General features: G+C 31.9%; 18 protein-coding genes. 5 read left to right on the plus strand and 13 right to left on the minus strand.

Going from position 1 to position 22429, the window contains the following annotated elements; translation table 11 throughout:
- Positions 1-4: 4 nt before the first annotated feature.
- The 4 genes from WHD07_RS09850 to WHD07_RS09865 all read right to left on the minus strand — a co-directional run bounded on the left by WHD07_RS09850 (position 5) and on the right by WHD07_RS09865 (position 6510).
- Complete coding sequence (locus WHD07_RS09850) at positions 5-532, minus strand: DUF3341 domain-containing protein (RefSeq protein ID WP_105049938.1); 528 nt, start codon at positions 530-532, stop codon at positions 5-7.
- Between the two features lie 2 nt (positions 533-534).
- On the minus strand, positions 535-1989 hold the full coding sequence (gene nrfD, locus WHD07_RS09855) for an NrfD/PsrC family molybdoenzyme membrane anchor subunit (protein ID WP_105049937.1): 1455 nt from the start codon (positions 1987-1989) through the stop codon (positions 535-537).
- 73 nt (positions 1990-2062) lie between these two features.
- The gene (locus WHD07_RS09860; protein ID WP_105049936.1) at positions 2063-5122 is read right to left on the minus strand and encodes a TAT-variant-translocated molybdopterin oxidoreductase; all 3060 of its coding nucleotides are present in this window, start codon (positions 5120-5122) and stop codon (positions 2063-2065) included.
- 83 nt (positions 5123-5205) lie between these two features.
- Positions 5206-6510, minus strand: a complete 1305-nt coding sequence (locus tag WHD07_RS09865) for a c-type cytochrome (protein WP_343328252.1) — start codon at positions 6508-6510, stop codon at positions 5206-5208.
- Positions 6511-6702: 192 nt separating this feature from the next.
- Between WHD07_RS09865 and WHD07_RS09870 the strand changes: the two genes are divergently transcribed.
- A complete protein-coding gene (locus WHD07_RS09870) occupies positions 6703-7071 on the plus strand; it encodes an SPOR domain-containing protein (protein ID WP_105049934.1) in 369 nt (122 codons plus the stop codon).
- Between the two features lie 131 nt (positions 7072-7202).
- Here the strand turns inward: WHD07_RS09870 and WHD07_RS09875 are convergent, their stop codons facing one another.
- From WHD07_RS09875 to WHD07_RS09895, 5 genes are all read right to left on the minus strand, one after another.
- The gene (locus tag WHD07_RS09875; RefSeq protein ID WP_343328253.1) at positions 7203-7766 is read right to left on the minus strand and encodes a DUF2911 domain-containing protein; all 564 of its coding nucleotides are present in this window, start codon (positions 7764-7766) and stop codon (positions 7203-7205) included.
- 88 nt (positions 7767-7854) lie between these two features.
- Positions 7855-8052 (minus strand): FeoB-associated Cys-rich membrane protein, encoded by a 198-nt coding sequence (locus tag WHD07_RS09880; RefSeq protein WP_343328254.1) that lies wholly within the window; start codon positions 8050-8052, stop codon positions 7855-7857.
- Positions 7968-10079, minus strand: coding sequence for a ferrous iron transport protein B (gene feoB, locus WHD07_RS09885; RefSeq protein ID WP_343328255.1), 2112 nt, complete (start codon positions 10077-10079; stop codon positions 7968-7970). Before feoB ends, WHD07_RS09880 begins: the two co-directional genes overlap by 85 nt.
- Positions 10079-10309: a FeoA family protein gene (locus WHD07_RS09890; protein ID WP_105049930.1), complete on the minus strand. Its 231-nt coding sequence runs from the start codon at positions 10307-10309 to the stop codon at positions 10079-10081. Before WHD07_RS09890 ends, feoB begins: the two co-directional genes overlap by 1 nt.
- Before the next feature lie 51 nt (positions 10310-10360).
- A complete protein-coding gene (locus WHD07_RS09895) occupies positions 10361-11041 on the minus strand; it encodes an SCO family protein (protein ID WP_105049929.1) in 681 nt (226 codons plus the stop codon).
- 172 nt (positions 11042-11213) lie between these two features.
- Between WHD07_RS09895 and rseP the strand changes: the two genes are divergently transcribed.
- Positions 11214-12560, plus strand: coding sequence for an RIP metalloprotease RseP (rseP, locus tag WHD07_RS09900; RefSeq protein WP_343328256.1), 1347 nt, complete (start codon positions 11214-11216; stop codon positions 12558-12560).
- Between the two features lie 843 nt (positions 12561-13403).
- Here the strand turns inward: rseP and WHD07_RS09905 are convergent.
- The 4 genes from WHD07_RS09905 to WHD07_RS09920 form a co-directional block, all read right to left on the minus strand.
- Complete coding sequence (locus tag WHD07_RS09905; RefSeq protein WP_105050615.1) at positions 13404-14807, minus strand: flotillin family protein; 1404 nt, start codon at positions 14805-14807, stop codon at positions 13404-13406.
- A gap of 21 nt (positions 14808-14828) precedes the next feature.
- Entirely contained in the window at positions 14829-15401 is a 573-nt protein-coding gene (locus WHD07_RS09910; protein WP_105049927.1) for a hypothetical protein, read from the minus strand.
- A 377-nt stretch (positions 15402-15778) separates the two neighbouring features.
- Positions 15779-16861, minus strand: coding sequence for a biotin synthase BioB (gene bioB, locus WHD07_RS09915; protein ID WP_343328257.1), 1083 nt, complete (start codon positions 16859-16861; stop codon positions 15779-15781).
- 17 nt (positions 16862-16878) lie between these two features.
- On the minus strand, positions 16879-18702 hold the full coding sequence (locus WHD07_RS09920) for a TonB-dependent receptor (RefSeq protein ID WP_343328258.1): 1824 nt from the start codon (positions 18700-18702) through the stop codon (positions 16879-16881).
- A 67-nt stretch (positions 18703-18769) separates the two neighbouring features.
- On the opposite strand from WHD07_RS09920, the gene WHD07_RS09925 reads away from it, so the two are divergent.
- From WHD07_RS09925 to WHD07_RS09935, 3 genes are all read left to right on the plus strand, one after another.
- Positions 18770-20266, plus strand: coding sequence for a PLP-dependent aminotransferase family protein (locus WHD07_RS09925; protein WP_343328259.1), 1497 nt, complete (start codon positions 18770-18772; stop codon positions 20264-20266).
- An 80-nt stretch (positions 20267-20346) separates the two neighbouring features.
- Complete coding sequence (locus tag WHD07_RS09930; protein WP_343328260.1) at positions 20347-21612, plus strand: Y-family DNA polymerase; 1266 nt, start codon at positions 20347-20349, stop codon at positions 21610-21612.
- Positions 21613-21966: 354 nt separating this feature from the next.
- A complete protein-coding gene (locus tag WHD07_RS09935; RefSeq protein WP_105049921.1) occupies positions 21967-22401 on the plus strand; it encodes a LexA family protein in 435 nt (144 codons plus the stop codon).
- Positions 22402-22429: the final 28 nt, after the last annotated feature.

A 22429-nucleotide genomic window follows, 5' to 3' on the forward strand; every position in this document is an offset into this window, starting at 1 on the left:
TATATTAGTGCTTGTCTACTACATTAATTTCTACAGCTCCTGTTTTTGCCAATAAAGCAGTAATTTCAGCTTCATTATTATTTACAGGTATTTCCATTAAAAAATGATCATCTGTAGTTCTTGGGTCAGGATTTTCAGCTTCTTTAAATGGCCATATTCTACTTCTCATATAAAAAGTAATTACCATTAAGTGGGCTGCAAAAAACACTGTTAATTCAAACATAATTGGCACAAATGCTGGCATATTGGTCCACCAAGAAAAGTTAGGTTTACCACCAATATCTTGTGGCCAATCTTGTATCATCATGTAATTAGTCATCCAGATGGCAAATGATAATCCTGTAATTCCGTAGAAAAATGCAGTAATTGCCAATCTTGTAGGAGCTAACCCCATTGCTTTGTCTAAACCATGTACTGGAAAAGGACAAAATACTTCCTCTATATGAAGATGTTCTGCTTTTACAGCTTTCACTGCGTCCATTAGAACTTCGTCATCGTTATAAAATGCGTGAATAACTTTTGATGATTCCATAATTATTCTTTATTAGATTTATCAGATGTACCTGCTACATTTGCTACATTAATAGCTGGTTTTGTAGGTATACCTTGTTCTCTTCTCTTCTTGTAAAATTCTCCAGAAGATTTTAAAATAGTTTTTACTTCGGCTTGTGCGATTACTGGGAATGTTCTTGCATATAATAAGAATAATACAAAGAAAAATCCAATTGTTCCAACAAAAATACCAACATCTACAAACGTAGGTTCAAAACGCCACCATGTAGATGGTAAATGACCTTTACTTAATACAATTGCAATAATATCGAAACGCTCAAACCACATACCAATGTTAATTGCGATAGAAATAATAAAAGTTATTATAAAACTTCTTCTAAATTTCTTAATCCATAGTAACTGAGGTGTAAAGATATTGAATATCAACAATGACCAGAATGCCCAAGCATAAGGACCTGTTGCAGCACCTACAGATAAGTAGGTATAGTTTTCATAAGGTGAACCTGTATACCAAGCAATAAAGAATTCTGTTGCATACGCTACAGCTACAATACCACCCGTTAAGATAATTACAATGTTCATATACTCAATGTGCATACGTGTAATATAATCTTCTAAGTTGGTAACCTTTCTCATAATCCCTAATAACGTTTGTACCATTGCAAATCCAGAAAATATTGCTCCTGCTACGAAATAAGGGGGGAAAATTGTTGAGTGCCAACCAGGGTTAATTGATGTAGCAAAATCCATAGATACAATTGTATGTACAGAAAGTACTAATGGTGTTGCTAAACCTGCAAGTACCAAAGATACTTCTTCAAAACGTTGCCAATCTTTAGTTCTACCAGACCAACCAAAAGATAATAAAGCATATATTTTCTTTTGAAAAGGTTTCACAGCTCTATCTCTAATCATTGCAAAATCTGGTAATAAACCTGTCCACCAAAAAACTAATGATACCGATAAATAAGTAGAGATTGCAAAAACATCCCATAATAATGGTGAGTTAAAGTTTACCCATAATGATCCGAATTGATTAGGCATTGGCAATACCCAGTATCCGTTCCATGGTCTACCCATGTGAATAATAGGGAACAATCCTGCCTGAAAAACGGCAAATATTGTCATTGCTTCTGCAGAACGGTTAATGGCCATTCTCCATTTTTGACGGAATAATAATAGTACAGCAGAAATTAAAGTCCCTGCGTGACCAATACCTACCCACCATACAAAGTTTGTGATATCCCAAGCCCATCCAATGTTCTTGTTTAAACCCCAAACTCCAATACCAGTTCCTACGGTGTAAAAAATACATCCAAATCCCCAAAGCATCGCTGCCAAAGAAATATAAAATGCTATGTACCAGTTTTTATTTGCAGCTCCTTCAATAGGCTTTGCAATGTCTTCTGTAATATCGTGATAACTTTTATCACCTAATACTAAAGGTTCCCTTATGGGTGCTTCGTAATGAGACATATTTTAATTACTTAGTTTTTATTTTTAATTTCAAAGGTTCAAAGTGATAAAAACTTTATCACTTTAAATATCTTTACGCTTCGTTTGTATTTTTAATTTTAACTTGATATACTACATTCGGTTTTGTTTGTAAGTAATCTAAGACATGATAAGATCTCTTATCTGCTGCTAATGCTGCAACTTCATCTTCTTTATTATTTACATCACCAAAAACCATAGCTCCAGTAGTACATGCAGATGAACAAGCTGTTTCAAACTCATCTGTGTTAATAGCTCTTCCTTCTTTTTTAGCTTTAAGAATTGTTGCTTGTGTCATTTGAATACACATAGAACATTTCTCCATAACTCCTCTAGAACGAACTACAACATCTGGGTTTAAAACCATTTTACCATAGTCATTGTTCATATTGAAATCGAACTCATTATTATTTGAGTATTGGAACCAGTTGAAACGACGAACTCTATATGGACAGTTGTTTGCACAATATCTTGTACCTACACATCTGTTGTATGCCATTTGATTTTGACCTTGACGACCGTGTGAAGTTGCAGCAACAGGACAAACAGTCTCACAAGGAGCATGATTACAGTGCTGACACATCATTGGTTGAAAAGTAACTTCAGGATTTTCTGCTTCAGTTTCTAAAGCTAAATAAGTATCTCCTCTACTTAATCCTAATTCTTTTGCTTCTTCTCTAGTTTCTACTTCAGAAGAGTAGTATCTATCAATACGCAACCAGTGCATATCTCTACCAACTCTAACTTCTCTTTTACCTACAACAGGTACGTTGTTTTCTGCATGACAGGCAACAACACAGGCACCACAACCGGTACAAGATGTTAAATCTATCGATAAATTAAAGTGATGACCAACTTCTCTGTTATGCTCGTCCCATAAATCTATGGTTTTAGCTTCAACTTCTTTATGATCATAAGATACAAAAGCAGGTTTGTTCCAAGTATGTTTTGGATCTGCACTACTATTGTACTCTTTTAAAGAAGCTACCTTTAAAATATCATGACGACCAGCAATTGTTTTTTGTACTTGTGTACAAGCAAACTTATGAGTTCCAGATACTTTTTCTATAGTAACTCCGTATTGAATATTATTTCCGTTAGCGTATAATGGATATGCATTAACACCAACTTGCATTTCTTCTTTTAAACCAAACTTTTTTCCGTATCCTAAAGCTAAACCGATAGAACCTTTTGCTTGACCAGGTTGCACCATTACCGGAACAACAACTGAAACACCGTTTACAGATACTTTGGCGTAATCACCATTTATAGCACCATTATCTTTTACAGGATTAGAAAAACCTAATTCTCTGGCATCAGCCATAGACATCATTAAGTAATTATCCCAAGAAGCTCTTGTAATAGGATCAGGGAATTCTTGTAACCAAGGGTTATTTGCTTGCTTACCATCTCCTAAACCTGTTTTGGTATATAAATTTAATTCAAAACCTGATGCTTTTTTAGCAGCACTAGAAAGTTTTGCAGCTGCATCAGAAATAGATACCTCTACCTCTGTTAAAACTGGCTCAGAAATAACAACTTCTTTTGTAAAGAAACCATTATGTAAAGCTTTGTTCCAAGAACCACCAACTAAAATAGTAGAAGTAGCAAAAGATTTTAAATAATCGTAATATTTAGTTGCATTTCCAGACCATTTTAATAACGTATCTTGAACTTGACGCGTATTAAATAATGGTTGAATTGTTGGTTGCATTAAACCATAAGTTACTTCATCAAACTGAGTATCTCCCCAAGACTCTAAAAAGTGTGGAGCTGGCAATGCATAATTAGAAGCGTTTACGGTATCATTATTTTCTGTTGATAATGCTACTGATAATTCTAATTTTTTTAATCCTTCAGAGAAATCTGATGAACTTGATAATGAATAAACAGGATCTACATTGTAAGAAATTAATCCTGCAACTTTACCCGCTTTCATATCAGAAACTAATTGAGCAACTTCAGCATCATTTCCTTGACGGATGTTTAATGTGTTGTTAACATCAATAATTTCACTATTTAATGCTTTGTTAATTGCCAAAGCAATTAGTTGTGCATTTTTATCATTCAATCCTGTTAATACGACTGCTTTAGAACCAGCTTTCTTTAAATCTGAAGCTAATTTCTTAATAGTTGCATCAATAGAAGTTGCTTTAGAAGGAACGTTAGCCCCTGTAATAGCGTTATATAAATTTAACAATGCAAATACTTGATCAGAAGGTTTTACAACCACTCTTTTATCAGAATTAGCACCTGTTAAAGACATGTTACTTTCTATCTGTACATGGTAAGACATGTATCCTTTTGCAGGCTTTCTACCAGCTATATATTGTTTTTCTAAACCTCCATGAAAATCTCCAAGAAAATCTGCACCAAAAGAAACAATTGTTTTTGCTTTTTGTAAATGATAATTTGGTAATGCACGTCTACCGTACATTGCCATAAAAGCATCTGCTGCTCCAGATTCTGAAACCGCATCATAAACAACATGTTTTACATTTGGGTTTGCAACAATAAATTCTGAAATAATTTTATCAGTAGATGGGCTAGCCATAGTACCTGTTAATAAAACAACAGGTTTGTTTGCTTCTTTTAATTCGTTTAATTTAGCACCAATTTCTTTATCTGCATCTGCCCAAGAAATTGACTCACCAGCTTTAGTAGGTTCTTTTAAACGTAATTTCTCATCATATAAAGATAAAACGGCAGCTTGCACTCTTGCGCTTGTTGTTCCGTTTGCTTCTTTATTTGGCATTATTTGAATAGGACGACCTTCGCGTGTTTTAACCAACACGTTAGCAAAATCGTATCCATCTGCCATAGAAGTTGCATACCAATCTGCAACTCCAAGAGTTATATCGTCTGGTTTTACAACATAAGGAATTGCCTTTCTAACAGGCCCTTGACAAGCAGCTAGTGATGCAGCAGCTGTAGTAAAACCTACATATTTTAAAAAGTCTCTACGTGAAGTAGAAGAATTCTCTAATGTTTCTTTATCACCTAAAAACTCATCTGTAGGAATTTCTTCTACAAATTCGTTTTTACTTAACGTTTCAACAATAGAACTACCTTTAAGTTCCTCAACACTTTGCCAGTATTTTTTGTCTGAAGCCATTTATACTTTTTATTTAATGATTGAAAGATTCAAAACTGAAAAACATTCCGTTTTTTAATCTTTTAATTTTTAATTCTTTTTTATTAGTAGTGACATTTACCACACTCTTTACCACCTAATTGTGAAATGGTAACTTGATCTACATTGTATTTCTTTGCCAAATCTTCATGAATCTTTTTGTAATAATCATTACCTTTTAAATTCACTTTAGTCTCTTTATGACAATCGATACACCAACCCATTGTTAATGGAGAATATTGATACAATTCATCCATTTCCTCTACAGGACCATGACATTTTTGACAAGCAACCCCTGCAACCGTTACGTGCTGAGAATGGTTATAGTATACAAAATCTGGTAAATTATGAACTCTTACCCATTTAATAGGTGATGTATTACCTGTATACTCTAAGTTATCTGCATCCCAACCTGCTGCTTTGTAAACTTTAGCAATCTCAAGATCTAACTCTTGCTTTCCAAGAACTACTCCGTCTTCTAATTCTACAACAGTATCGTCTGCAACTTCAGAGATGTTTTTATGACAATTCATACAAACATTAACAGATGGTATACCAGATGTTTTACTATGTTTTGCTGATGAGTGACAGTATTGACAATCGATCTTATTATCTCCTGCATGTATCTTATGAGAAAATGCAATTGGCTGAATTGGCTGATACCCTTCATCTACACCTACCTTAAATAAGGTTCCGAAAAACAAATAAGCACCTACCAACAATAAAAAGATAGTTGTTAAAACTTTTAAGAATGTATTTTGCTTTAAACCCGCCCAAAGCTCATGTAAATCTCTTTTAAGATTAGAGTCTTGACCCGGCGCAGTATTTCCTTTTAACTCACTTACTTGTTTTAATAAACTAGCAATCATTAAAAAGGCAACAATAATAGCACCTGCTAATATATATATTAACCAACCCGGAGCAGCCGCAGTAGGAGCAGTTGTAGCACCAACAGCCGCTACAGCTTCTTTTTTCTTAAGCTCACCAACAGTTGTATAATATAAAAGATCATCTATATTTTTATCTGATAATTGAGGAAAAGCAGTCATTGAAGCTCCTTTATACTCATCAAAAATGGCATTTGCATCCGCATCTCCTGACGCCCTAAGCTCTGCATTATTTTTAACCCATGCTTTTAACCAATCATTCTCTCTTCTTTCCTCTACCCCACCTAGAGCAGGTCCTACTAGTTTCTTATCTAACTTGTGACAAGAAGCACATAACGATTTAAATAATTTTTTCCCTTCTTTTTGGCGTGCTTCATCTACATCTTGTGAATAAGCAGATACGCTAAATGCAAAAATTAGAAGAAAAGTAAAACTCTTTAGAAGTAATGTGGTTAGTCTATTGTGCAATTCTACACTTTTCATATTTAAACTTTGTTTAAAAATATCTAATATAAAATGATAAATGTCATTTTTTTCCGTTTGACAAAAGTACTACTTCTTCCTAAAATCTGAAAAGCTAAAAGAATGTTAAACTTAATTTATAATTAATCTAAATAAGGTGTTAAACTAATTTATTTCTAAACTAGTCGTTATTTTTGTACAAAATTAAATAGCATGAATATTAAATTAACAGCACTTTCATTTTTGATTGTTTTATTAACAACTAGTTACAGTTCTTTTTCACAAAATAAAACTAATGAATCTGCAGAAGTTAAAAGAATTATTTCTAAAAAAAGAAGCTTTAATAGTACTTACGGATTTGGTTATAGAATTCAACTTTACAATGGAAATGAACAAACAGCAAGAAAATTTATGGCTCGTTTTAAAGTAGAATTTCCTGGAATTTTCTCAAAATTAGTTTACAATGCGCCTGAATGGAAGGTACAAGTAGGTAATTATAAAACAAAATTAGAAGCCGATAAAGATTTAATAAAGTTTCAGAAAAAATTCTCTGGTATTATAGTGATACCAATGGGTAAATAATTCTTTTAAACTATTTAAAAGCAATAAAAAAGCTTCAAATTCTTTTCTATCAAAATTGACAGACAAGAATTTGAAGCTTTTTTTTATTTAAAACACTTCTAACACTTATAAAACACAAGCGCTAAAACTTATTATTTTAAAACAACCTCTTTAAAAGGAACAGACACCACTGTGTTTCCCCATCCTAAATACATTATTACTTGATCGTCTTTAGCTTTATCAAAAGCAATTGAAAAAGCTTCTATTGTTTTCACTGATTTAGAAACTTTGGCTGATACTCTAAGAACATCATCTTTTTTATCATAGGTATAATGCCCCCAAACGTTTCTAACAGAACTAAAAACTAATGTCCATTCTTTTTCTGCAGGAATTGTAAACAAAGTATATGTACCTGCCTTTACTGCTTTACCAGCAAACGAAACATCTTTAAAGAACGTAATCTCGGTAGCCTCGTTAGCTCCTGTTCTCCAAACACCTTTATCAGAAACCGCAGCTAAAGAAGATACTTCTCTACCTTTTAATTGTGGTCTACCATAAATAACCTTTACTAATTTGTCTGAGTTTTTCCAATCATTAGGAAAAGTAGCTGCATCCATAGGGCTTACATCTAATCTTGGAAATTTTTGAGCGAAAGCATCTGTTGATGAAATCATTGCCATTGCAAAAACGGCTACTAATAAAATTGTTTTTTTCATTTTTATAATTTAGAATATAATTAAAAACTAAGTCATCAAAAATAAAAAACCTTACAATGATAAGAAGCTAATTTTGTGTTAAAGAATTTTAACACCCACAACCAGAACTACAGCCTTTCTTTTTTTTAGAAGGAAAAATATATTTTCTAACTATAAAAGCAACAGCTAGCACCACTATTATATATGTTATAATTTCTTGCATTAACTTAAAATTTGATAGGTTATAAAAGAAGCCATGTAAGCCAACAAGCCCATACCGAAAAGTTGTATTAATGGCCATTTCCATGTTTTGGTTTCACGTTTTACAATAGCTAAAGTTGCCATACATTGCATTGCAAAGGCATAAAAAACCATTAAAGACATACCTACAGGAAAGTTGAATCTTTTTTTACCCGTTTCTGGGTTTATTTCAGACTGCATCTTTTCTTTAATTGTAGAAGTGTTTTCATCATCTGCCTCTACACTATAAATAGTTGCCAAAGTACCCACAAATACTTCTCTTGCTGCAAATGATGTTATTAAAGCAATTCCTATTTTCCAATCGTATCCTAAAGGTCTAATTGCAGGTTCTATTGTTTTTCCTAAAATTCCTATATATGAATTCTCTAATCTTGCAGATGCTATTTTTTGTTGTAATTCTTGATCTGATAAATTCTGATTTGCAACATTTTCAACTGTATTTTTTTCTGCATTATCAAAAGAACTTGATCCGTTTGATGCTAAAAACCACAAAATAATAGACAATGCTAAAATAATTTTACCCGCTTCTAAAACAAACGACTTTGTTTTTTCTACCACTTCAAAAAATACATTTTTTACAGATGGTAACTTATAATTTGGCATTTCTACCACAAAAAACGACTTCGATTTTATCTTTAATGTCTTATGTAATATATAAGCTGCTATAATTGCTGTGGCAAAACCCAATGCATATAATGATAATAAAACTAAACCTTGTAAGTTTAAAAAACCAAAGATTTTTTTATCGGGTATAATTAAAGATATTAAAATAGCATACACAGGTAAACGGGCAGAACAGGTTGTAAAAGGCACCACCAAAATGGTAATTAAACGCTCTTTCCAACTGGCAATTGTTCTAGTTGCCATAATTGCAGGTATTGCACAGGCTGTACCAGAAATTAACGGAATGATACTTTTACCATTCATACCAAAACGTCGCATAATTTTATCCATTAAAAACACAACACGACTCATATAACCTGTTTCTTCTAAAACAGCTATAAATAAAAATAGAATGGCAATTTGTGGGATAAATATAATGACACCTCCAATACCTGGAATAATTCCTTCCGTTAAGAGATTTGTAAGCATTCCTGATGGTAAATTACTTTTTGCAAAATCTGCAATTTCAGCAAAAGTAGCATCAATAAAATCCATAGGCACTGAAGCCCAATCAAAAACAGATTGAAAAATCACCAACAACAAAAGGGTAAAGAAAAAATACCCAAAAAACTTATGCGTAAAAATTCTATCTAATTGTCCACGTAAGTCTGTTGCCTTTGATTTATCAACTATATATGTTTTTTTTAGAATTTTATTAATTTCTTGATAACGATAAATAGTTTCTTTATGCTGATATTTTTTTAACTTAGATACGTCTTTCTTAAATGCTAATAATTTTTCCTTTTCTTCTTTATTAACAGTCTCTGGATAATTATTCTGAGTAACCATTAACCATAATTCATACAAAGAGTAATTAGGACTAATTTCTTTTAATTTTGCAAAATAATCGGGATCTATTTTATGATCTATTCCACAAAGTGGAGATGCTTTTGCTGCCACATGACAACGAATAATTGCTGCTTTTACATCTTCAATTCCTTCATTTTTTCTTGCACTTATTAAAACAACCTCTGTATTTAGTTCTTTTTTTAATAAAGACAAATCAATAGTAATCCCTTTTCTATGCATTTGATCAACCATATTGATTGCCAAAACTGTAGGAATTTCTAAATCTTTAATCTGAGAAAAAAGTAATAAGTTTCTTTTTAAGTTTTCTATATCTGCAACAACCAAAATAACATCTGGTGATTCTTTTATGTCTTTTTTAAGTAATGTTTTTAAAACAATACTTTCATCCATAGAAGTAGGATTGATACTATAAGTACCTGGTAAATCTGTTATAATGGCATTCTGAGTTGCTGATAATTTACTGGTTCCTTGTTTTTTATCAACAGTTACACCCGGGTAATTACCCACTTTTTGATTTAAACCTGTAAGTTGATTAAAAAGTGATGTTTTTCCTGTATTTGGATTCCCTATTAAAGCAACCTTTATATCATTTTTAGACATTACAAATTTGCTTTAAGGATTATAATTTTAGAAGCCGTTTCTTTTCTTATGGCCAAATGGCTTCCGTTTACACAAATATAAATTGGATCTTTTAAAGGAGCTATTTGAACCAGTTGAACCTCAGCACCTGGCAAACACCCCATTTCTAGTAATTTTAAAGGTATAAAATCTAAAGACTCTTCAGAAATATACCCAATCTCTCCCTTACGTAATGTAGCTATTGTGCTCAATGAATTTTATTTGGAAGGCAAAGATAAGAATTTAGAATGAGTCTAAACAAGTTATTTAGAAGCATATTCTTCTTTTAACAAAACAATATCTTTTTTTAGTTTTTCCATATCTTTTTTCTCGGTGCCATCATAATAGCCACGAATCCGTTTTTCTTTATCTACCAATACAAATTGTTCTGTGTGTATAAAATCGTTTTCATCTCCATCTCCTTCATCTGTTACCGCAAAATAACTTTTTCTAGCCAACTCATAAATGTGTTTTTTAGGTCCTGTAGTAACATTCCACTTTCCATCTATAACTCCTTTTCTATCTGCATATTCCCTTAATACAGAAACACTATCTATAACAGGGGTTACAGAATGTGATAAAAACATAATATCCTCATCGTTTTTATAATACGCTTGCAACTCACTCATATTATAAGCCATCGCAATACAAATAGTTTGGCAACGTGTAAAAAAAAAATCTGCTATGTAAATTTTATCTTTATAATCATCATTAGTAATAATTTTACCATTTTGATTGATGAGTTTAAAATTTGCAATGGTGTGATTTTTTTGAATATGTAGCATGCTTTCATCTACCAATCTCGGATTTACATCTACTGGATTGTATATCTTAAGACGATTATCAACCTTTAATAAATGATAAAATACAGGGATTGTAATTGCCGAAACAACAATTAAAAAAATAAGCGTTGGCAACGATTTTTTAAAGAATTTTAACTCCATAAAATAAGTTTATAAGCACAAATTTACGACTTAAAACCCCCTTAGAAAAGTAAACAAAAACAAATACTTTGTAAAATCTTTGTTAAAATAAAAAATCAAGTTCTATAAGCCCTTTTACAACTCTCTTTAAAAACGTACATTTGCGACCATTTTAACTATGATTTAACGCTGAATGGAAATATTAATAAAAGCATCGCAATTTATTTTAAGTTTATCTTTATTAATTGTATTGCACGAGTTAGGGCACTTTATCCCTGCAAAATTGTTTAAAACAAGAGTAGAAAAATTCTACTTATTCTTTGATTATAAATTCTCAATCTTTAAGAAAAAAATTGGTGATACCGTTTACGGTATTGGTTGGATTCCTTTAGGCGGATATGTAAAAATATCTGGTATGATTGATGAAAGCATGGATACTGAGCAGATGGCTTTGCCTGCACAACCTTGGGAATTTCGTTCTAAACCTGCGTGGCAACGTTTAATTATAATGCTAGGTGGAGTTTTTGTAAACTTTGTTTTAGGTATTTTTATATACATTATGTTAATGTATACTTATGGTGAAAAATATTTACCAAACGAAAATGTAAAAGATGGTGTTTGGGTACAAGATTCGTTAGCCATTAATTTGGGCATAAAAACAGGAGACAAAGTGCTTACCATTGATGGAGAAAAAATTAAAAAATTCTCTGAATTAACACTTGGATTTGTAAATGGAAATAATTTTCAAATAGAGAGAAAAGGAGAAATTATTGATAAAGTAATCCCTGAAGATTTTATTTCTCAATTAGTCGATAGAGGTAAAGATGCTGGGTTAATTTTACAACCAAGAATCCCTTTTATTATTGGAGCCGTTGCTGCGGAATCACCTAACATAGGTGCCGATTTAAAACCTAAAGATATAGTTGTTGCCATTAATGGAAATACCATAAAGTATTTTGATGAAGCGCAAACAGAATTAGATAAATTTAAAAATCAAGACATTAAAATAACCGTTAAAAGAGGTATTGAAACTAAAGAACTACCTGTAAAAGTTACGGATGAAGGAAAATTAGGTGTTAGTTTAGGACAGTTACCTTCTAAAGACTTAGAAAGACTGGGGTATTACACATTAGCAAACATAGAGTATTCTTTTGCAGAAGCAATTCCTGCAGGATGGAACAAATCTGTAAAAACACTAACAGATTACATAAAACAATTAAAGAAAATTTTTAATCCAAGTACTGGTGCTTATAAAGGTTTAGGTGGGTTTATTTCTATTGGAAGTATTTTTCCTAGCGAATGGAGCGCACAATCTTTTTGGAACATTACAGCCTTCTTATCTATTATGTTAGGTTTTATGAATCTTTTACCAATACCTGCTTTAGATGGTGGACACGTTGTATTTACCCTCTGGGAAATGATTACAGGTAAAAAGCCAGGAGATAAATTTTTAGAATATGCTCAAGTAACAGGTTTTATTCTTTTAATAGCATTGTTACTTTTTGCTAACGGAAACGATATTTTTAGGTTATTCAACTAAACAAAATAAAAGCTATTAAAAAGCCTCACTATAACAGTGAGGCTTTTTTTAAACTTTAAAAGAACGATTAATTATAGAAAACCAAGTGTACTGTGTATTACAGTTATCACAAGCATATGCTCTGGCACCTGGAATTAATTTAGCAATCGGCTTTCTTCTCATTCTATGCCTAGACACAGATTTACATCTTGGGCAAGCTTTCATAATTATTACTGATTGGTTAGACACTTGAAATTTAGTGAGATTGTAAAGGATAAATATATTCTAGATTACCTGATTTATATATTATAATTAATAGGTATATTCCCCTATTTACAACGTTAAAACCATAACAATAAACACTTTACAAATACGTTTTTAAAAACATTATTACCGCTAATTCATTTATTCTTTTTTAGAATAGAAAGGATATTAAGTTATTTAATTTAGGAAATAGCTCACAAAAAAGCCTCACAATTTTTAAAATAGTGAGGCATTTTTGTTACACTTTAAAAGATCTATTGATAAGAGAAAACCAAGTGTACTGTGTATTACAATTATCACAAGCATATGCTTTTGTACCTGGTATTATTTTAACAAGATTCTTTCTTTTCATTCTATGTCTAGATGCAGATTTACAATTAGGACAAGCTTTCATATTGGGAGAATTACATTTAGCACTCGCAAGCTACTAAAAACAAATTATTTAAACACCTGTAGTAATACCTATTTAATGATTATTTAATCTACCTTATTATAACCACCTTTAACATTAAGAACAAGAAAGTAAATTAGTTACAAAAAAAAACCATCATTCTAAAACATGAATGATGGTTTAAATTAAGACTTCTATTTTTAAATAAACTAGTTCTCTTTATCCTCAATAATCTCTGCAGATACCTCTGCTGGAATATCTTTCCCTTTTAAATAACTTGGCAACTCCATACCTGCCATATTAAACATTTCTTGTAATGGCGGCACTGCTTTATACATACCAGAAATAAAGTTAGATGTTGATGTTTTACCATCTTTTCCTCCACCATTTTCCCAAACCGTAACTTTATCAATCTTAATATTTTTAATGGCATCTGCTTGCGTTTTTACCAATTCTGGTAATTTATCTGCAATTAATAATAAGGCTGCGTTTTGAGAATCGTTTCCTGCTGCTTTTACAATTTGATCTAAACCAGCTGCTTGTTTTGTTAAAACTTCATACAAACCTTGTGCTTCTGCTTGCGCTTTAAATAAAATTGCATCTGCCTCTCCTTTTGCTATTCTTCTGATGTTTTCTGCTCTTGCTTCTGCATCTATTTCTACTTTACGTTTATCAATTTCTGCAGGTACAATTATATCGGCTAATTGAGATGAACGTTCTCTTTCTGCCCTGGCAACCTCTGCTTCTTGCTCTGCTGCATAAGATTCTTTTAATGCGTTTGCAGTTTGTACCTTTTCTGATGCAATTGCTGTACGTTCTGCTTCTGCTTCTCTTTGTCTACGTACCGAGTCTGAATTGGCTACGGCAATTTTTGCTGTATTTTCTCCTTCTACCGCCTGTGCGTTTGCTGCTGCAACTTGTGTTCTTTCATCTTGTACCGCATTAGCTTCACCAATAGAACCATCTCTATTTTTCTCTGCTACAGATTTTCTTGCTGCGTTAATTGCATGTGCAGCTGCCTCTTTACCTAAAGCTTCTATATAACCAGATTCATCAACAATATCTGTAATATTTACGTTGATTAATTTTAATCCGACTTTTTTTAACTCGGTTTCTACACTTTGTGAAATATTTGCTAAAAACTTATCACGGTCGTTGTTAATTTCTTCAATATCCATTGATGCAACTACCAAACGTAATTGACCAAAAATAATTTCTTGTGCTAAATCCTGAATACTGTCTTGGTCTAAACCTAATAATCTTTCTGCAGCATTTTGCATAATTCCTGGTTCTGTAGAAACCCCAATTGTAAATCTACTTGGTACATTTACACGAATATTTTGCTTAGAAAGCGCGTTTACCAAATTTACTTCTATAGAAATTGGTGTTAAATCTAAAAATTGATAATCTTGAATTACTGGAAAGATAAATGCGGCTCCACCATGAATACATTTAGCAGATTCTCCTCCACCTACTTTTCCATAAACAACCAAAATTCTGTCTGACGGACATCTTTTATACCGTTTTACCATTGCAATTAGCAATATAAAAACAAAGAGAATTGCAATTCCTATTCCGATTAATCCAGCAAATTGACTGGCTTGTAATACCATAAAGTTTAACATAGCTTTTTTTTAATTTTGAGGTTCTACTATTAATATTCCGTTATTTGTTACTTCTATTACTTTAATTATTTTTCCTTGTTTTAAATCTTCATTACAATCTGTTAAGGCTTCTAATTCTCTTAAAGCTCCTTGAATTTTAATCTGAATTTTACCTGTTTTAGATCTATTTGCACCAATTGTTAAATACACTTCTCCAATAGCATTTAGAGCATTTTTCATTTTTAAGGTTCCGCTAGAAGATAATTTACTGATGTAATAAAATAATGCTGCCATCACAAACATCATCAATAAACCAAAAAACACAGAGATCATAATGGTAGTTCCGGTAGCGTTTCCTGCATCCATACTTGCAATTCCACTCCATCCAAAAATGGTAAAAAAAGCAACTAAGTTTTTTAAGGTAAAAAATTGAAATCCGGCTCCAGTATCGGCATCAATTTCGGCATCTACATCGCCAATATCATCTGTTTCGGCACCAATTATTGTAGTTATTAAAACCAACAAAAACATAAATGTAGAAATTCCGGTAATTACCCAATAGGTCTTTTCGAAAGTAGTTAATTCTTGAAACCATTCCATCATAGCAGTTTGTTTTAAAAAAGTGAATAAATATAAAGTTTTTTGACTGAATAGAACACGTTATTCTATCATTATAAAGAGAAACTCATTTCTACTTTATCCAACTTTAAAAAGCGCAATTTTGTTGGGTGTAAACTTTAATAAACATCAAAAATGAATCGTATTAAAGCACTAAGTATCGTTAAGCTTCTCTTATAAGTAGTTTAAAACTTAATTTTGTTACATAAATTATTAAAAAACAAAAAAGCCCTGACACAAATATGTCAAAGCTTTTTATTACTTCCTCTTTTTAATTCATTTTGCAATACAAATAAAACACTACTTGATAGCATCAAAATAACATGAGCTACAATCATCAAACTTGTTTTAAAAACAACCTTCTATGATTTTAGTCGTGCCTCTTCATTTCTTTTAATTTTATGGCCTGGTCTAGTCCATTTTGGTTTTTCTTCTAAAGATTGATATTTAGAATTCTCTGCAGAAACTGTTTCTGGTTGCACTTTTTTTGTAAATGGTTTTTGCGGATTTAAACCTAATAATTTAAACATCTTTAGATCTTCATTTACATCTGGGTTTGGAGTTGTTAATAATTTATCTCCTGCAAAAATAGAATTGGCACCTGCAAAAAAACACATTGCTTGCCCTTCTCTACTCATTTGTGTTCTTCCTGCAGATAAACGAACCTGTGTTTCGGGCAAAACAATTCTGGTTGTTGCCACCATACGAATCATGTCCCAAATTTCAACGGGTTTTTCATCCTCCAGAGGAGTTCCTTCAACGGCAACTAATGCATTAATGGGTGTAGATTCTGGTTGCGGATTTAATGTAGACAAAGCAACCAACATGCCTGCTCTATCTACCGCAGTTTCTCCCATTCCAATAATTCCGCCAGAACAAACAGTTACACTTGTCTTACGAACATTCTCAATAGTATCTAATCGATCTTGATAACCTCTTGTAGAAATTACTTCTTTGTAATATTCTTCTGATGAATCTAAATTATGATTATAGGCATACAAACCTGCTTCGGCCAACCTTTTAGCCTGATTTTCGGTAACCATACCTAACGTACAACAAACCTCCATATCTAACTTATTTACGGTTCTCACCATGTCTAAAACTTGGTCAAATTCTGGTCCGTCTTTTACATTTCTCCAAGCGGCTCCCATACAAACTCTAGAACTTCCGCTTTCTTTTGCTCTTAACGCTTGTGCTTTTACCTGGTTTACCGTCATTAAATCATTACCTTCTACATTGGTATGATATCTTGCTGCTTGAGGGCAGTAACCACAATCTTCGGAACAACCACCTGTTTTTATTGATAATAAAGTTGACACCTGCACTACATTAGGATCATGTTGTTTTCTATGAATCGTAGCTGCCTCGTACAACAACTCCATTAAGGGTTTGTTATAAATTTCTAAAACCTCTTCTTTTGTCCAATTATGCCTTACTCCACTCATAGCTATTTTTTTATGTATTAAAACGCATAACGCAAACCGAATAACACATTACTTGGTGGCATTGGTACATAACCAGATTCTATATAATCTGCATCAAAAATATTACTAGCAGTAATTGTAAAACTAAATTTATCAACATCTACAATTATAGAAGCATCCCAAACATTATAACTTGTACCAACAGTTCTCTCTGCATATTTGTAAATAATATTTTGTCTTACATTTTTAAAGAATTTGCTTGCAAAACGAGTTATAAATTGATGTCTTAACGTGTTTAAAGAATAACGAGATAAGTCTTTATTCTCTTCTAAAATATCATCATCTAAAAAAGTATACCCAAAAGATAATGTTTGTTTAAAATCACTTAATTTAAAATGATAATCTGCATTTGCCTCAAAACCTTTGGTATTTACTTTTGCAATATTAGTGGCAGTAAATTTAGATATTGTGGTGTTTTCTCTAATAAAATCGATTAAATCAGTAGCATCTCTATTAAAAATTGCTACAGAAGTTGTAAATCTTCCTGAGTTATACTTTAATCCTATTTCTTGAGCAAACGCTTCTTCTGGCTCTAAGTTTTCATTTCCTATAGTTCCTGGATCATTATAATACAAATCTGTATACGTTGGTATTCTATACGTAACACCTAAGTTTCCGTAGACTTTTAAGTTTTCAGAAAATTTATAACCAATATCTAACCCTGGAAAAGCATGGAATTTAAAATCAGAAAAATAAGTAACCGCAACTCCTGGTGTAATATCTAACTTATCATCAGCAAATTTAAAACGATGTTCTAAAAATAAATTAGCCATGGTTCTATTTCTTTTTCCTAAGTTATTACTGCTTATAGACACTCTAGAAACATCTACTCCAAAACCTGTAACTCCTAAACCTGACGAATAAGACGCATTGGTTTCTACACCTACTTTATTGGTAATATGTAGATTTCTAAAAAAACTAGGATCATCTCTTTTTAATAAAAATATATCTTGACCTCTTTTCCAATAAACTCTTGGCGTAATTTTAAATTTTTCGGTTCTAAAAGTTGTTGATACTCCTAATAAACTATTCTGAGTTTCTTCATACTCATGCCAATCTGGATTGGTGGTATAAAAATTTTCTGCTCCATACTTTTTATCAAAAAAAGTAGCAATTACTTCTATAGGTTGCTTTTCTTTATTAAAAACACCTTTTAAGAAATAATTTTTATTTTCATAATCAGAATTATTTCTATATCCGTTCGATTGTAAAACACCTGCGTGTGCTATAATAGAGGTGTTTTCAAAATCTTTGCCAACAGTAATAGAACGATTAATTTGACCAAAAGACCCCGCTTCTACATTTGCAGAAACCGTATCATCTAATTTATTTTTAGTTACAATATTGATTGCTCCTGTAAATGCATTTTGTCCGAAAACTCTAGCAGCAGGACCTTTAATAATTTCTATTCTTTCAATAACCTCAATTGGTAAAGCGGCATTCATGGTATGATGTCCTGTTTGTGCATCATCCATTTTAATTCCATCAATTAAAAGTAATGTTTGATCGAAACCTCCACCTCTAATATATAAATCTGCCTGACTACCGGCAGTTCCTCTTCTTCTAATATCTACACCTGCAACTTGCTGTAATAAATCTGCAACATTTGTAGCAGCACTATTCTTTATTACTTCGGATGAAATAACATCTATCGTTCTAGAATTCTCTTTAAAAGGTAAATCTATTCTGGTAGACGTAATAATAATTTCTTTTAAAGTGTCTCTTTTTATAGGAGCTACCTGTGCATTTATCTGTAAAGCAGAAAAAATAAGGGTGCTAACTAACGCAATTTTAATTTTCATAAATAGTAATTTAAATACCATGCAAAAGTCGTAACTTTCCGGACGACTAAACTAGTCCAGTTTTAAAATGATAGATAGTCCGGTTAATATACTTTTTAAACAATTAATTGATTTTGACAAATCGATACCTCAACCTGTGTACATACAAGTTGCACAGCAAATTATAAATGCAATACAACGTGGCTATTTAACAAAAGGAACTCTTTTACCAGGAACTCGCGTATTTGGTCAATTGTTAAAAATCCATAGAAATACAGCTGTTGCAATTTACGAAGAATTAGCCTCACAAGGTTGGGTAGAAATTATACCAAACAAGGGCACTTTTATTTTAGAGCCAGAATTAAAAACAGCAAAAATAAAAGCGACTTCACAAAAAATAAATCAAGCATACAATTACGCCAAAACAACAGGGTTTCCATTTCAAAAATCATTTCATTTAGCATCAACTACGCAGTTAACAGATGCAAAGTATATTATTAATGATGGAAAACCAGATTTACGTTTGCACCCTGTTCATCAATTTTCTAGATGGTATAGTGCGGCTATGAATCGAAAAACATTGATAAAAAAATGGAATAGAGCTAACGAATCTTCTTATTCCTTATTTCAAACACAGCTCTCTAATTATTTAAATGCAACAAGAGGTTTTCATATCAAACCCAACAACTTAATTAGTACACGTAGCACAGAGATGAGTTTGTATATTGTTTCTCAATTATTAATAAAACAAAATGATGTAGTATTGGTAGGTCAATTAAGTAATTATGCCGCCAATATGATTTTTCAGCAAGCAGGCGCAACCATTAAAACAATACCTGTAGATGCCAATGGTTTAGACATAGATTATATTAGAAAACATTTTATAAAAGGCAGTATTAGATGTATATATATATGTGCGCATAGAGATTACCCAACCATGGTTAAATTAAGTGTAGAGCGTCGTTTAGCTTTAATGCAATTAGCTGCAGCATACGGTTTTGCAATTATTGAAGATGATTACGATTACGATTTTCAGTTCGAAGGTTCTGCAATGTTACCAATGGCAAGCGCCGATGTAAACGGAATGGTTATTTATTTAGGAAAATTAGGGCAATCATTATTCCCTAGTTTTCAAACAGGATTTGTAATAGCACCAGAAAACTTAATTTCAGAAGCAAAAAACTATTTACAATTATTAGATGCACAAGGCGATTTAATTCAGCAACAAATGTTATCCGAATTAATTAATGAAGGTGAAATTTATCGTTTGATGAAAAAAAACATCATCATCTACAAACAAAGACGCGATTGTTTGTGTAAACTCTTAACGCTATATTTTATAGAAATAGCACATTGGAAAGTTCCTGCTGGCGGATTAGCAATTTGGTTACAATTTCAACATCAAATATCGTTAGTAAAACTAGCCGAAGAAGCAGAAAAACACCATTTATTTCTACCAAAAACAATTCTTTATCAAAACAAAAACACCTGCGCTATCCGTTTTGGTTTTGGTCATTTAGATTTAGAAGAGATAGAAACAGTGATTAAAAAATTAAAAAGTGCTTATAATAAGGTAACTGAGTAAGTTCTTAAAAATTAGTTTTTTTCTAAGATTAAGATATTAACAACGTAATTTTGCCTGCTATTTTTTGATACTTTTATAGCATGTTTGCACTCGTAGATTGTAATAATTTTTATGCTTCTTGTGAGCGGGTTTTTAACCCTAATTTACAAGGGAAACCAGTTGCTATTTTAAGCAATAATGATGGTTGTGTTATTTCTATGAGCGATGAAGCTAAGAAATTACAATTGCCTTTTGGTGCGCCTATTTTTAAATGGGATGCTTTTTGTAAAGCAAATAATATTACCGTTTTATCTTCTAACTATCCGTTATACGGAGATATGAGTGCGAGAGTGATGAATATTTTGGCAGATTTTTCGCCAGACGTAGAAGTTTATTCTATTGATGAATCTTTTTTAGAATTAAAAGGTTTTGAAAATTATGATTTGTCTGAATATGCTACAAAAATTAGAAGCAGAATTTTAAAATGGACCGGAATACCAACTTGTGTGGGTGTTGCGCCCACCAAAGCACTGACTAAAGTTGCCAACAAAATTGCACGTTCTAACATTAAGCAATCTAAAGGAATTTGCATTATAGATTCTGATGAAAAAAGAATTAAAGCCTTAAAATGGACAAAAATTGGCAACGTTTGGGGAATTGGAAGTCGTTTAAAAAAACGCTTACAAGACAAAGGTTGTATTACTGCCTATGATTTTACACAACTTTCTAGTGATTGGGTTTTAAAAGAATTTTCTATTGTAGAATGGCGTTTGCAAAAAGACTTACAAGGCATTTCTAAAATTCCTTTAGAAAATGCTGTTTCTTCTAAAAAGATGATTGCAACTACTAGAAGTTTCGAATACACGTATTCTGATATCGACAATATTAAAGAGCGTATTTCTACCTTTGCAGCAAGTTGCGCCGAGAAATTACGAAATCAGAAATCTAGTTGCCACATGCTAATTGTACAACTTTCTAGCGATCGACATAAAAAAGAAATGCAACAACATAGAGAAAACATAACGGTTGTATTTTCTTCGCCAACAGATTCTACGTTAACCATTGCCAACGCAGCAGTAGAAGCTGTAAAAACTATTTTTAAAACCGGTGTTAAATACAAAAGAGCTGGCGTTATTGTTACAGGTTTAGTACCCAATGATAATTTTCAATTAGATTTATTTTCAAGCGAAAACCCAAAACACAAACCTTTAATGTCTGCGATTGATAAGTTGAATAAAAAGTTTAAATCGGATAAAATTAAATTAGGAAACCAAGATTTAAAACGTACTTGGAAAATGCGTCAAGAAAGATTATCTGCTAGATTTACTACAAATATTAACGATGTAATAATTGTAAAAGCCTCTTAAGGCATTAAGTATTACCTCAATCAGTTCTAAAAAAAATATTTTTTAAGTCAGCTTGTCATTCCGAACGAGGAACGAGGAAGAATCTCATAATTATAAGATTTCTCGTTCTTCATATCTCACACTGTCGAAAATAACAAGAAACTATCAAAAAGATAAAAACGGAAATGATATTTCTTGCCCTACTTGTAATTCTACTAGAATTTTAGTTGCTCCTATTCAAAGAAAAAATGTCTTTTATATGTTATTCCCTTTTTTTGAAAAAACAAGACCTATATGTAATGATTGTAAGGCACTATTTTAATTCTAAAATAATATCTAAAAAGTTTAAAGAAAAGTTATAATTTGCAAACAATTATGACTGAATCTAAAACACTTACTTTTTTTACTCCTAAAACTTCTTCTGGAAACGGAGCTATCTTTGTAGATACTGGTATTTCTGCTGGTTTTCCTTCTCCTGCAGATGATTTTAGAGAAACCAGAATTTCTTTAGACGATGAATTGATTCAGAATAAAGATGCTACCTTTTTTGCAAAAGTAAAAGGACAATCTATGATTGGTGCTGGTTTAGACGATAACGATTTATTAGTAATAGACAGAAGTTTAGAACCTACCAATAATAAAATTGCCGTTTGCTTTTTAGATGGCGAGTTTACGGTAAAACGCCTACGTGTAGAAAAAAACGAAGTTTGGTTACAACCAGAAAACCCTAATTACCCAATTATAAACATCACCGAAGAAAATGATTTTATGATCTGGGGAATTGTAACAAGCGTTATCAAAAAGGTATAAAATTACCTTTTTTTAATACTTTATTATT

The organism is Polaribacter staleyi, from assembly GCF_038024045.1.
Lineage (GTDB): Bacteria > Bacteroidota > Bacteroidia > Flavobacteriales > Flavobacteriaceae > Polaribacter > Polaribacter butkevichii.